The following is a 12,693-nucleotide window of genomic DNA, read 5'->3' on the forward strand; positions in this document are numbered from 1 at the left end:
CATCTCCTGACGAAAAAACAAAACCCAGCTGCCAGAGCTGGGTTCATTCGTTCGGGGAGAGAGCGATACACCAGGTGGCTGCCGGAACGGCCACCTGCGCGTGCTCAGGTGGCCGCGGTGGTAATGGTGGTAATCATTCGAGCAACAACCATCGCCTGCGCGGAGGCAGGCGGCATCATGCGAGCCATCAGGGCTGCGTTGGATGCGGGGTGGAGGTTGTGGCGCGACATGAAGGCCCGGAGTGTACAGGAGCCGGGCAGCGACCGGCTCAGGGCGCCGCCGAAAGCCGTTTTTCGAGCCACACGCTGTAGCGCGAGAGCCCGAAGCACAGCACCCAGTACACCGCGGCCACGAAGAGATAGCCCTCGAGGTAGAACGGCCGCCACGTCGGGTCGCCGCCCAGAGCCAGTCCCAGCGCGCCGGTCAGCTCGAACAGGCCGACCACCGTGACCAGCGAGGTGTCCTTCAGCGTGCCCACCACGTTGTTCGTGAGCGCGGGCACGACGAGGCGCAGCGCCTGCGGCAGCACGATGTCGCGCTGCACCGGCCAGCGCCCGAAGCCCAGCGCCATGGCCACTTCGGTCTGGCCGCGCGGCACGGCCTGCAGGCCACCGCGGATGATTTCCGCAAGGTAGGCCGCCACGAACAGCGCCAGGCCCGCGAGCACCCGCACCAGCACGTCGGGCTGCCAGCCGGCAGGCCACAGCAGCGGCAGCAGGAACGAGGCCATGAACAGCACCGAGATCAGCGGCACGCCGCGCACCAGCTCGATGTAGCTCGCGCTCAGCGTGCGCACCACGGGCCAGTCCGACCGGCGCCCCAGCGCCAGCAGCAGGGCCAGCGGAAAGGCCAGAGCCAGCCCCACCACAGCGAGCCCGATGGTCAACGGCAGGCCGCCCCAGCGCCCCGTGGGCACATGGCTCAGGCCCAGGACGCCTCCACGCATCAGCAGCACGAAAAGCAGCAGAGCGACGATCCACAGCGGCACCAGCCACCAGCGCCAGCTGCGCGGCCAGGCGCTGAGCATCGTGACGGCGGACAGCACCACGACCGCGACGGCCGGACGCCACTGTTCCTCGTACGGGAAGCGTCCGAAGAGCATCGGCCGCCATTTCTCCGCCACCACGCCCCAGCACGCGCCATGCTGGACGGCCCTGCAGGCCTCGGCATCGGGTCGGAACACCGCGTGCACGATGCCCCACTCGACGACGTGGAACCCGATCCACACGAACAGCACCAGCAGCAGCACCGTGGCCAGCGAACGCAGCGGGGAGCCCCAAAGTTCGCGGCGCCATTCAACAGGCTGCCCTCGCACCGCGCCCCTCATCGCCAGCCCCGCAATGCGACGCGCGCGTTGTAGTGGTTCATGCCGAAGGAGATCACCAGCGACAGCAGCAGGTAGACCGCCATGATGATCGCGATGCACTCGAAGGCGCGCCCGTTCGTCCCGATGGTGGTGTTGGCCACCGACACCAGCTCCGGATAGCCCACGGCCACCGCCAGCGACGAATTCTTGGTAAGGCTCAGCAGCTGGTTGGTGAGCGACGGCACGATCACCCGCAGCGCCTGCGGCAGCACGACGATGCGCAACTGCTGCACCGGCGACAGGCCCAGCGCCTGCCCCGCCAGCACCTGTCCCTGCGGCACCGACAGGATGCCCGCGCGCACGATCTCCGCCACGAAGGCGGCCGAGTAGAGGCTCAGGCCCGCCACGATGGCCACGTACTCCGGGCTCAGCGAAGCGCCGCCGCTCACGCCGAAGTCACCGCGCTCGGGAAGCTCGAAGTGCAGGCCGCCCTCGCCCATCATGGGCCACGGCACGCTGAGCCCGCCCTTGCTGAGCCACACGCCCGGAAGCAGCCGCACCGGCTCGGTCGGGTCGGGCAGCAGGTTGGCCATCGCGAAGGCCAGCATCAGCAGTTGCACCAGCAGCGGCACGTTGCGTACCAGCTCGACGTACGCGGTGCAGATGCCGCGCAGCAGCACGTGCGGCGCGAGCCGGCCGATGCCGATCAGCGTGCCCAGCACCACCGAGAAGATGGCAGCCGGCACCGCCGCGCGCACCGTGTTGATCAGCCCCGCGAGAAAGGCTCGCCAGAACGGCTGGCTGGCGTCGAAATCGAGCCAGCCTTCGCTGATCGAGAAGCCGGCGGGCTCGGTGAGAAAGTCGAAACCCGAGCGGACGCCGCGCGCGCGCAGCCCCTCGAGCGCGTGGTGCACCACCCAGACCGCGCCGGCCACGACAGCCAGCACCAGCAGGGCCTGGACGGCCCATGCCAGCCAGACCCCGCGGCGCGAGGTCCTGCCGTTCATCGAACCGGGGGTGCGTAGATCAGGCCGCCCTTGCTCCAGAGGTTGTTGGAGCCGCGCGGCAGCTTGAGCACCGACTTCGGCCCGACGTTGCGCTCGAAGATCTCGCCGTAGTTGCCCACGGCCTTGATGGCGCGGAACGACCAGTCCTTGTCGAGGCCCAGCAGCTTGCCGAGGTCTTCACCGGTACCGAGCAGGCGCTGCTGCGCCGGGTCCCTGCTGCCGGCCTTGAGCTCGTCGGCGTTGGCCTGCGTGACACCGAACTCCTCGGCCTCGATGAGCGCGTTGGGCACCCACTTGGCAATGGCGAACCACTCGTCGTCGCCGCGGCGCACCAGGGGCGCCAGCGGCTCCTTGGAAATCAGCTCGGGCAGGATGATGTAGTCGTCGGGGTTCGAGGCTTCCTTGTTGCGCAGGCCGGCCAGCGCCGAGGCGTCGGTCGTGAAGGCCTGGCAGCGACCCGAGAAGAAGGCCTTGAACGAGGCCTCGAAGCTCTCGAACACCACCGTCTTCACGGGAATGCCCTGGGCGCGGAAGTAGTCCGACACGTTCTTCTCGTTGGTGGTGCCCGACTGCGTGCAGATGGTGGCGTTCTTGAGCTGCTTGGCGCTCGTCACCTTGAGCTTCTTGGGCACCAGGAAGCCCTGGCCGTCGTAGTAGGTGATGGTGGTGAAGTTGAAGCCCAGCGAGGCATCGCGCGTGAGCGTCCAGGTCGTGTTGCGCGCGAGGATGTCGATCTCGCCGGCCTGCAGGGCCGAGAAGCGCTGCTGCGAATTGAGCGGAACGAAGTCGACCTTCTTGCCGTCGCCGAGCACGGCCGCCGCGATGGCGCGGCAGGTGTCGACGTCGAGGCCGGACCAGTTGCCCTGCGTATCGGGTGCCGAAAAGCCGGCCACGCCGTTGGTCACGCCGCACTTGACGGTGCCGCGCTGCTTGACCGCATCGAGGGTCTTGCCGGCGAAGGCTGGGGCGGCAAAGGCCAGGGCGGCGAGGCAGGCGCCCGCGAGCAACGCCGGCCGGAAGGTTTTGTTCATCATTGGTGTTCTCCTCAACAACGGTAAGCAAAAGGCAGTGTACGGGCCGACGCCTGACTCTGCCAAAGAACTCCGGGTTGGATGCATATGCGCCGCGATATGCGCGTACAGGCTGGATCGATGCGCCCCGGGTTCACTACCATACGGCCCTCAATAACCACTCAATGGGAATCCACACAATGGTCAAATCCGACGACACCGGCAAGTTCATCCTGCGCGTTTCGCTTGGCGTGCTGATCCTGCTGCATGGCATCGCCAAGCTGCAAGGCGGCGTCGGCTTCATCTCGGGCATGCTGGCCCAGCATGGGCTGCCGGGAGCGCTGGCCTACCTGGTCTACATCGGGGAAGTGGTGGCGCCCGTGCTGCTGATCATCGGGCTGTACACGCGCCCTGCCGCGTGGATCGTGGCCATCAACATGCTGGTGGCCATCGCCCTGGTCCACACGAAGGAACTGGGCGCTCTCGGCAAGCAAGGCGGCTGGGCGCTGGAACTGCAGGGCATGTTCCTGTTCGCGGCGCTGGGCCTCGCCTTCATGGGCGGCGGCCGCTTCTCGCTCAGCAGCAAGTACAACTGACCGGGCTCAGTCGTCGTCGGCCGCATCGAGGCCCGGGAACAGGACCTCGGTGTAGCCGAAGCGCGAGAAATCGCGCACTCTCATCGGGTAGAGCTTGCCCAGGAGATGGTCGACCTCATGCTGCACCACGCGTGCATGGAAGCCGGTGGCGACCCGGTCGATCGGGTCGCCATACGGATCGAAGCCGGTATAGCGGATGTTGGCGAAGCGCGGCACCACGCCACGCAGGCCCGGCACCGACAGGCAGCCTTCCCACCCCTCCTCTTCCTCGTCGTTCAGCGGCGTGATGACGGGGTTCAGCAGCACGGTGCGCGGCACCGGCGGCGCGTCTGGATAGCGGGGGTTCACGACATCGGTGCCGAAGATCACCAGTTGCTGGTCGACGCCGATCTGCGGCGCGGCAAGGCCGGCGCCATTGACCGCATGCATGGTCTCGAACATGTCGCGCACCAGCAGGTGCAGTTCGTCGGTGTCGAAGGCGGCGACCGGCTGCGCGATGCGCAGCAGCCGTGGGTCGCCCATTTTCAGGATTTCGCGGATGGCCATGGCGGGATTATCGCGATGGCCTCAAGGCTCCACTCCCGAAGGGAATCAGGGAGGGGTCTGCGTCTTGGAGTCGGGCGAAGTCCACAGTCGGGCATTGCCCCGCGGCGGTGCCGGGATGGAGCCAGGGCCGCCACCCGCGATGGGCGGACGGGACGGCACCACCACCGGCGGAGCTACCGGCCGGCCACCGCCACCCCAGACCGGCGGGCGGGTTGGATAAGCCGGACGGTCGTAGTAGGGCCTGTCGTAGTAGCGCGGACGCCGCTCGTAGTAACCGCCACCGTTGATGTAGACCGGCGCGGGCACGACCACCGGCGCCGGCTCGCTGTAGTAAGGCCCCGACGAATAGCCCCCGCCATAGTAGGGATCGGCAGGTACGCCCACGCAGCCGCTCAGCAGCACGACGCCGCCTACTGCCGCACAGGCACCGAGAACTCGAATTTTTTTCATGAGGGACTCTCCTTGTGGCCTTCAGTTAGCTTTCAACGCCAGGTTTTAGACCCTGTTGACTGCGCTCCGATGAAGTCGCGTAACGGCCGGTAAAGAGGCCCGGCTGCCGCTTTTGCCGACTGCGCCCCGTTCAGGCCGCCGGAACGCCGTTGGCGAGGATCTCCAGCATACGCGCCTCGTCGATGATCTCGACGCCGTTTTCCCGCGCCTTGTCGAGCTTGCTCCCGGCCTCTTCGCCGGCCACGAGGTAATGGGTCTTCTTGCTGACCGAGCCGGATACCTTCGCGCCGGCCGCCTCCAATTTATCCTTCGCTTCATCGCGGCTCAGCGTAGGAAGGGTACCGGTGATGACGAAGGTCAGGCCCGCCAGCGGCTTCGGTGCCCTGGCCGCCGGCTCGCCCTCTTCCCAGGTCAGGCCGCAGGCGCGCAGTTGCTCGACCACCTCGCGGTTGTGCGGCTGGTCGAAGAAGGTGCGCAGGCTCTGAGCCACCACCGGGCCGACGTCGTTCACCTCGAGCAGCTGCTCCTCGGTCGCGTCCATGATCGAGTCCAGCTTGCCGAAGTGCTTGGCCAGGTCTTTCGCGGTGCTCTCGCCCACGTGACGGATACCCAGGCCGAACAGGAAGCGCGGCAGCGTGGTCTTCTTCGAGGCTTCCAGCGCGTCGACGAGGTTCTTCGCCGACTTCTCCGCCATGCGATCCAGCCCCGCCAGCGTGGTGAAGCCCAGCTTGTACAGATCGGGCAAGGTGCGGATCAGGTTCGAGTCGACGAGCTGCTCGACCAGCTTGTCGCCAAGGCCGTCGACATCCACGGCGCGTCGTGCCGCGAAGTGGAGGATGGCCTCCTTGCGCTGCGCCGCGCAGAACAGGCCGCCGGTGCAGCGGTAGTCGACTTCACCTTCCTCCCGCACGGCCTCAGAGCCGCACACGGGGCACTTATGCGGCATGGTGAAGATCTCGCCTCGTTGGTCCTCGGGCTTTGCCAGGCTGTCCGGCGCCACGCCGACCACCTCGGGAATCACGTCCCCCGCGCGGCGCACGATCACCGTGTCGCCAACGCGAACGTCCTTGCGGCGCGCCTCATCCTCGTTGTGCAGCGTGGCGTTGGTCACCGTCACGCCGCCGACAAACACCGGCGCCAGCTTGGCCACGGGCGTGAGTTTGCCGGTGCGGCCGACCTGGATCTCGATGCCGACCACCTCGGTCAGCTGCTCCTGCGCCGGGTACTTGTGCGCCACGGCCCAGCGCGGCTCGCGCGAGACGAAGCCCAGCTGCCGTTGCAGCTCGATGCTGTCGACCTTGTAGACCACGCCGTCGATGTCGTAGGGCAAGGCATCGCGCTGGCGGCCGATGTTCTCGTGAAATGCTATGAGTTCGATAGCGCCGGTCGCCCGGGCCGTCTGCGTGGCCACCGGAAATCCCCATTCGTGGAACTGCTGCAGCCAGTCGAACTGCGTGGGCCAGTCGGGCCCGCCCTCGGCCATCGGCGTGACCTCGCCCAGCCCGTAGGCAAAGAAGCTCAGCGGCCGCGCCGCTGCAATCGCCGGATCTAGCTGGCGCACCGCGCCGGCCGCCGCGTTGCGCGGATTGACGAACACCTTCTCGTTCTTCTGCCCGTCCGCGATCTTCTGGCGCTGGCGCTCGTTGAGCGCGTCGAAATCGGCGCGCTTCATGTAGACCTCGCCGCGCACCTCGACCACGGGCGGCGCCTTGCCGTTGAGCCTCAACGGAATCTCGCGCACCGTGCGGATGTTCTGTGTGACTTCCTCGCCCACTTCGCCGTCGCCGCGCGTGGCAGCCTGCACGAGCACGCCGTTCTCGTAGCGCAGGTTCATGGCCAGGCCGTCGAACTTCAGCTCGCAGACGTAGCTGACCTGCGGTCCGTCCTCAGCCAGGCCGAGCTCCCGGCGCACGCGCGCATCGAAGGCGCTCGCACCGCCGGGCGTGATGTCGGTCTCGGTGCGGATCGACAGCATCGGCACCTTGTGGCGCACCTTGACGAAGCCGTCGAGCACCTTGCCGCCCACGCGCTGCGTGGGCGAGTCGGCAGTGCGCAGCTCGGGAAACTCGTTCTCGATGGCCTGCAGGCGCTGGAACAGCTTGTCGTACTCGGCGTCCGGCAGCTCGGGCGTGTCGAGCACGTAGTAGAGATGGGCGTGCCTGTGGAGCTGTTCGCTCAGTGCGGCGGCTTCGCGTGCGGCTTCGTCGCGCGTCGTCATGGGTGTCTCCCGAAGAAGAATCGGAGTTGTCAGCTGAAGAGCCGCCGAGCCAGCGGGGAGCCCGCGGCAAGGTCGCGCCCGTCGAGCGTGTCGTAGAGCTGTTCGAGGTCGGCGCCGATGGCGTCCATCGTCCCGTCGCGCAGCAGCTGGCCGTCGCTGTCGGTGACCACGCCGTCCATCTCGCGCGCCAGCGTGGCCGCGGCTTCGCGCATGCGGCGGAAGGGCTCCTCCGCGCGATCGACCTGCGGCACATCCAGGCTCAGGCTTAGTTCGCGGATGGCCGACTGGGCCGGATCGTCGGCCAGTGCGGCCTGCGTGTCGAAGGCCAGCCCGAGCACCGGCGGCAGGCCGGCTTCGCTGGTCGGCAGGACCATGCGCCCCGGGATGATGCCGGCCACGAAGCCGAGCCGCGCGGCGTTCTGCTGCACGTAGCCCGGGCTCCAGGCCGCATGCAGCGCGCGCAGCACGAAGCTCAGCTGCGCATCGTGCGCGCTGGCGAACTGGTCGAGTTCGCGGGCGCGGGCCACTTCGTCGAGCATCTCGGGGAATTCGGGAGCACCGTTGACCGCGTCGGCAAAGGCCTGGGCCTTGACCACGAACTCGGAGTACTCGATCTCGTTGAGCGCACCCGTGCGGTTGGCCAGCTGCACGCCGACCTGGAAAGCGCTGTAGCGCTGCCCCGGCACGGGAGACTCCCACTGGCCCGTGTGTTCGTTCAGGCCCTCGATGGCCACCGGCTTGCTGCCGGCACGGCGCGTCGAGGGCATGGCAGCGATGGCGGCGTCGCCCGAGGCCAGGCCGTCGAGCGAGATTGGCGCGATCACGTCGATCAGCGGATCCAGCCCGCCGCGGCGCTCGGCCGTGGGCACGGGCACGCCGCTGGGCGCCGGGAGGTCGGGGTCGAAGAGCGGCTCGTGCCGGTCGGAGCCCTGCACCTTGTTCGGATCGGCATGGAGCACCGGCTCCACGTCGTCGCCGCCCGCGGCCAATGCGCGTTCGGCTTCGTCGAGCGCAACGTCGACCGCGTCGGGTTGCCGCGGTGCATTGCGGCGCGACATCATGGCCTCGTAGCCGACGACGGCCGCAAGAACGAGACCGCCGAAGATTGCCAGGGCGAGTGTGAGATTGCTCATGGATCGTTGCCGCCCGGCTTATGCGGCTTCGACCATCGAGACCGCCGACTCCATGTCGACCGCCACGATGCGCGACACGCCCTGCTCCTGCATCGTCACGCCGATCAGCTGTTCGGCCATTTCCATGGCGATCTTGTTGTGGCTGATGAAGAGGAACTGGGTTTCGCGGCTCATGGCGGAGACGAGTTTGGCATAGCGCTCGGTGTTGGCGTCGTCCAGCGGCGCGTCAACTTCGTCGAGCAAACAGAAAGGCGCCGGGTTCAGCTGGAAGATGGCGAACACGAGCGCGATGGCCGTGAGCGCCTTCTCGCCGCCCGACAGCAGGTGGATGGTCTGGTTCTTCTTGCCCGGGGGCTGCGCCATCACCTGCACGCCGGAGTCGAGGATCTCGTCGCCGGTCATCATGAGCTTGGCATTGCCGCCGCCGAACAGCTCCGGGAACATCCGGCTGAAGTGCTCGTTGACGATCTTGAAGGTGCCGCCGAGCAGGTCGCGCGTCTCGGCGTCGATCTTGCGGATGGCATCTTCCAGCGTGCCGATGGCTTCGTTCAGGTCGGCCGACTGGGCGTCGAGGAAGGTCTTGCGCTCGCTCGCGATGGCGAGTTCGTCCAGCGCGGCAAGGTTCACCGCGCCGAGGGCGACCACCTCGCGGTTGAGGCGGTCGATTTCGCTCTGCAGCCCGGTGAGCTTCACCTTGTCGTTCTCGATCGACTGCTCGACGGCCTCGAGGTCGGCGCCGGCATCGTCCAGCAGCTGCTGGTATTGCTCGACACCCAGGCGCGCGGCCTGCTCCTTGAGCTGGAATTCGGTGATGCGCTGGCGCAGCGGGTCGAGCTCGCGCTCGAGCTGCAGGCGGCGCTCGTCGCTGGCGCGCAGCTTGAGCGTGAGGTCGTCGTACTGGCTGCGGGCCGAGCCCAGCGCAGCCTCGCGCTCGAGCTTGAGCGACAGCGCGTCCTGCAGGCCGGCCTGCGCGGCAGCGTCGGACAGGCGGCTCAGCTCGGCGCGCGCGCGCTCGTCTTCGTCGGTCAGCGCCACGGTCTGCTGGGCCGAGGTTTCGATGGAGCGGTTGAGTTCGGCGCGGCGCGCTTCGAGCGTGCGCTGCGAGAAAGTCGCTTCCTGCGCCTGGCGTTCGAGGCTGCGGTGCTGCTCGCGGCTCGCGGCCAGCGCGCGACCGGCCTCGATCACGCGCTCGTCGAGTTCGGCGTGGCGCTCCTGGCTGTCGGCCAGCTGCATGTCGAGTTCCTCGAAGCGGCCTTCGGCGGCGATGCGCCTCTCCTGCAGTTCCTCGAGCTGGGCGTCGACTTCGCCGAGGTCGGCGGCCAGCTGCTGGCTGCGGGCACGGGTCTGCTCGGCGAGCTGCGTCATGCGCAGGGTCTCGACCTGCAGTTCGTGCGCGCGCGACTGGGTCTCGGCGGCTTCGCGCCGGGCGGTGACGAGGCGCGAAGCCGCATCCGCATAGGCAGCTTCGGCACGAACCAGCGCGGTGCGCGCTTCTTCGGTGATGAGCGTCTGGGCGCGCAGTTGGCGCTCCAGGTTTTCCATTTCCTGCTGGCGGGCCAGCAGGCCGGCCTGCTCGGAATCGGGCGCGTAGAAGTTGACGCTGTGCGCGGACACGGCATGGCCGCTCTGCACGTAGATGACCTCGCCGGGCTGCAGCGAGCCGCGCTGGGCCAGCGCCTCCTCGAAGCTCGTGGCGGTGTAGCAGCCGTGCAGCCAGTCGTTCAGCAGAGCCTGCTGCCCCGCGTCGTTCAGCCGCAGCAGGCTCGACAGGCGCGGCAGCGCGGCCGAGCCTTCGGGCGCGCCGGCGGCCGGCGGGCTGTAGAAGGCCAGCTTGGCGGGCGGCGCATCGTTGCCGAAGGCGCGCACCATCTCCAGCCGGCTGACTTCGAGCGCGCCCAGGCGCTCGCGCAGCGCGGCCTCGAGGGCGTTTTCCCAGCCCTGCTCGATGTGGATGCGGCTCCACAGGCCCTGCAGGCCGTCGAGGCCGTGCTTGGCGAGCCAGGGAGCCAACTTGCCGTCGGTCTTGACCTTTTCCTGCAGCGCGCGCAGCGCTTCGAGGCGGGCCGAGAACTCGGCATGACGCGCACCCTCGGTGTTGACGGCCAGCTGCTTCGCGCGGCGGTCGTCGTCGAGCTGGGGCACGGCCTCCTGCAGCTCCTGCAGGCGCGCGTCGGATTCGCTCGCGGCCTCCTGCGCCATCGCGTGCTGCTCCTGCATCTCGAGCAGGCGGGCTTCGTCGGGCGCGGCCAGGGCGTTCTGGTCGGCGCGCAGGCGTTCGCTGCGCATGGTGAGCTGGCGGCTCTGTTCCTCGATGTTGCGCTGGTCAGCGGCCAGCACCTGGATCTGCTGCTGCACCTGCGACACGGTCGTGCGCTGGGCATTGGCCTCGTCCTGCGCACGCTGCACCGCCTCCTCGAGATCGGGCATGCGCGCGTCGTGCTCCTCGAGCTGGGCGGCCAGCATGATGGCCTGCTCTTCCGCATCCACGCCCGCGCCGGCCAGGGTCTCGATCTCGGCTTCGGCCTCTTCGCGGCGGCGGCCCCATTGGCCCATCTGCTCGCGCAGTTGGACGAGGCGCTGCTCGACACGCTGGCGGCCTTCGACCACGAAGCGGATCTCGCCCTCGAGCCGGCCGACTTCGGCGCTGGCCTCGTAGAGCTTGCCCTGTGCCTGGTTGACCTGGTCGCCCGCTCCGTAGTGCGCCTGGCGCACGGTTTCGAGCTCGGCCTCGATGTGGCGCAGGTCGGCCGTGCGCGATTCGAGGTCGTTGATGGCGCGCTCCGAATCGGCCTTGATCTTCGCCTGGTCGGCGTTGCTCTCGCCGCGCTTCAGGAACCACAGCTGGTGCTGCTTCTTCGTGGCGTCGCCCTGCAGGGCGTTGTAGCGCGCGGCCACCTCGGCCTGCTTCTCGAGCTTTTCGAGGTTGGCGTTGAGTTCGCGAAGGATGTCCTCGACCCGCGTGAGGTTCTCGCGCGTGTCGCCCAGGCGGTTCTCGGTCTCGCGGCGGCGTTCCTTGTACTTGGAAACACCCGCGGCCTCCTCGAGGAAGAGGCGCAGTTCCTCGGGCTTGGATTCGATGATCCGGCTGATCGTGCCCTGGCCGATGATGGCGTAAGCGCGAGGGCCGAGGCCGGTGCCCAGGAACACGTCCTGCACGTCGCGGCGACGCACAGGCTGGTTGTTGATGTAGTAGCTGCTGGTGCCGTCGCGGGTGAGCACGCGGCGCACCGCGATTTCGCCGAACTGGTTCCATTGGCCGCCGGCCCGGTGGTCGGCGTTGTCGAACACCAGTTCAACGCTCGAACGGCTGGCCTGCTTGCGGGTGGTCGTGCCGTTGAAGATCACGTCCTGCATCGATTCGCCGCGAAGCTCCGAGGCGCGCGACTCGCCGAGCACCCAGCGCACGGCATCCATGATGTTCGACTTGCCGCAACCGTTGGGCCCGACAACGCCCACCAGTTGGCCCGGCAGCATGAAGTTGGTGGGTTCGGCGAACGACTTGAAGCCCGATAGCTTGATGGAATTAAGACGCACGACTTGTCGGCCTGCCTTGGCTGTACCGCCAAGGTATTGATTTGTAAGGAAAATTGCACGGGCCCGCAGCTTGCAGCAGGCCGCCGCCCCAGCCGTGGATGATAACGTCAGGGCATGCACGATTCCCTGGTTTCACCCCTCGCCGCACGATGGGCCTGCCTCCTGGCGGGCATGGCCGCCCTGCTGGTCACCGCAGGCTGTTCGTCGATGCGCGACACCCAGCGCGCCGAGCCCTACACCAACCAGGAATGGCTGCAGTCCGGCGCCAACCGCATCGCCAACCTGTCGCTGCGGGACAACCTGCAGTCGGTGCGCCGCGTGCAGAGCACGCTCTACAAGCGCAACCCGCGCGAGTGGCGAAAGTCTGCGGCCAGCATGGACGAAGCCATCCAGCGTTCCTGGGACGCGGTGCTCAAGGGCCCGCCCCTGCCCGAGCTGAAAGGCGCGAGCGGCATCGACGCCATCCGCATGGCCTTCGACAGCACCCCGCAGGGCTACCAGGGCGACCGGGTGGCGGCGCTGGTGTACGGCTGGGCCACCATGCTCAAGCAGGCCAACGGCGATACCTGGGACCAGACCATGCTCGACGGCGTCAACGCCGAGAACAGCTACCGTGCCGCGCGCAACTTCGAGATCTCGCTGTGGCTCATCACCTCCAAGACCGGCCCCGACGGCCAGCCGCTGCTGCTGGCCACCGAGATCAGCGACCGCGGCCGCAACCTCGTGGCCGACCGCGAACTCTCGAAGGTGGTGGCACGGCTCGACCTGCTGGCCGCCCAGGCCGACGAGAAATACCGCCGGGCGGCGCTCGACTTCGGGCAGAACTGGGTGATGGGCGTGGTCATGCCGCTTTTCACGCTGGTTCCCAAGTGAGCCTGCGCAAGACGGCCCCC

At 68.1% G+C, this 12,693-nt stretch carries 10 protein-coding genes; 2 read left to right on the top strand and 8 right to left on the bottom strand.

Annotated elements, in window-relative coordinates; genetic code table 11:
* Positions 1-268: 268 nt before the first annotated feature.
* From ABL840_RS22225 to ABL840_RS22235, 3 genes are read right to left on the bottom strand one after another with little or no spacing between them, the layout of a single operon-like run.
* Positions 269-1,327, bottom strand: a complete 1,059-nt coding sequence (locus ABL840_RS22225; RefSeq protein ID WP_093194999.1) for an amino acid ABC transporter permease — start codon at positions 1,325-1,327, stop codon at positions 269-271.
* A complete protein-coding gene (locus ABL840_RS22230) occupies positions 1,324-2,313 on the bottom strand; it encodes an amino acid ABC transporter permease (protein ID WP_093306853.1) in 990 nt (329 codons plus the stop codon). The genes ABL840_RS22225 and ABL840_RS22230 overlap by 4 nt, the downstream gene beginning before the upstream one ends.
* Positions 2,310-3,344, bottom strand: coding sequence for an amino acid ABC transporter substrate-binding protein (locus ABL840_RS22235; protein ID WP_093306890.1), 1,035 nt, complete (start codon positions 3,342-3,344; stop codon positions 2,310-2,312). The genes ABL840_RS22230 and ABL840_RS22235 overlap by 4 nt, the downstream gene beginning before the upstream one ends.
* Positions 3,345-3,523: 179 nt before the next feature.
* On the opposite strand from ABL840_RS22235, the gene ABL840_RS22240 reads away from it, so the two are divergent.
* Positions 3,524-3,919: a DoxX family protein gene (locus tag ABL840_RS22240; protein WP_093194997.1), complete on the top strand. Its 396-nt coding sequence runs from the start codon at positions 3,524-3,526 to the stop codon at positions 3,917-3,919.
* Positions 3,920-3,925: 6 nt separating this feature from the next.
* On the opposite strand, the gene def is transcribed toward ABL840_RS22240, so the two are convergent.
* The 5 genes from def to smc form a co-directional block, all read right to left on the bottom strand.
* A complete protein-coding gene (gene def / locus ABL840_RS22245; protein WP_093056931.1) occupies positions 3,926-4,465 on the bottom strand; it encodes a peptide deformylase in 540 nt (179 codons plus the stop codon).
* A 45-nt stretch (positions 4,466-4,510) separates the two neighbouring features.
* Positions 4,511-4,915, bottom strand: coding sequence for a hypothetical protein (locus ABL840_RS22250; protein WP_093306854.1), 405 nt, complete (start codon positions 4,913-4,915; stop codon positions 4,511-4,513).
* Between the two features lie 130 nt (positions 4,916-5,045).
* Positions 5,046-7,133: an NAD-dependent DNA ligase LigA gene (gene ligA / locus ABL840_RS22255; protein ID WP_093306855.1), complete on the bottom strand. Its 2,088-nt coding sequence runs from the start codon at positions 7,131-7,133 to the stop codon at positions 5,046-5,048.
* A 29-nt stretch (positions 7,134-7,162) separates the two neighbouring features.
* On the bottom strand, positions 7,163-8,266 hold the full coding sequence (locus tag ABL840_RS22260; RefSeq protein WP_093194994.1) for a cell division protein ZipA C-terminal FtsZ-binding domain-containing protein: 1,104 nt from the start codon (positions 8,264-8,266) through the stop codon (positions 7,163-7,165).
* 18 nt (positions 8,267-8,284) lie between these two features.
* Positions 8,285-11,800 carry a chromosome segregation protein SMC gene (gene smc / locus ABL840_RS22265; RefSeq protein WP_093306856.1) on the bottom strand — a complete coding sequence of 1,172 codons (3,516 nt, stop codon included), beginning with the start codon at positions 11,798-11,800 and terminating at the stop codon, positions 8,285-8,287.
* 114 nt (positions 11,801-11,914) lie between these two features.
* On the opposite strand from smc, the gene ABL840_RS22270 reads away from it, so the two are divergent.
* The gene (locus ABL840_RS22270) at positions 11,915-12,673 is read left to right on the top strand and encodes a hypothetical protein (RefSeq protein WP_093306857.1); all 759 of its coding nucleotides are present in this window, start codon (positions 11,915-11,917) and stop codon (positions 12,671-12,673) included.
* Positions 12,674-12,693: the final 20 nt, after the last annotated feature.

The organism is Variovorax sp. NFACC27 (assembly GCF_048301545.1).
In the GTDB taxonomy this organism is placed as follows: domain Bacteria; phylum Pseudomonadota; class Gammaproteobacteria; order Burkholderiales; family Burkholderiaceae_C; genus Variovorax; species Variovorax gossypii.

Coding starts and splice junctions, on each gene's coding strand:
- ABL840_RS22225 (WP_093194999.1), bottom strand. CDS start 1,327: ATGAGGGGCGCGGTGCGAGGGCAGCCTGTTGAATGGCGCCGCGAACTT.
- ABL840_RS22230 (WP_093306853.1), bottom strand. CDS start 2,313: ATGAACGGCAGGACCTCGCGCCGCGGGGTCTGGCTGGCATGGGCCGTC.
- ABL840_RS22235 (WP_093306890.1), bottom strand. CDS start 3,344: ATGAACAAAACCTTCCGGCCGGCGTTGCTCGCGGGCGCCTGCCTCGCC.
- ABL840_RS22240 (WP_093194997.1), top strand. CDS start 3,524: ATGGTCAAATCCGACGACACCGGCAAGTTCATCCTGCGCGTTTCGCTT.
- def (WP_093056931.1), bottom strand. CDS start 4,465: ATGGCCATCCGCGAAATCCTGAAAATGGGCGACCCACGGCTGCTGCGC.
- ABL840_RS22250 (WP_093306854.1), bottom strand. CDS start 4,915: ATGAAAAAAATTCGAGTTCTCGGTGCCTGTGCGGCAGTAGGCGGCGTC.
- ligA (WP_093306855.1), bottom strand. CDS start 7,133: ATGACGACGCGCGACGAAGCCGCACGCGAAGCCGCCGCACTGAGCGAA.
- ABL840_RS22260 (WP_093194994.1), bottom strand. CDS start 8,266: ATGAGCAATCTCACACTCGCCCTGGCAATCTTCGGCGGTCTCGTTCTT.
- ABL840_RS22270 (WP_093306857.1), top strand. CDS start 11,915: ATGCACGATTCCCTGGTTTCACCCCTCGCCGCACGATGGGCCTGCCTC.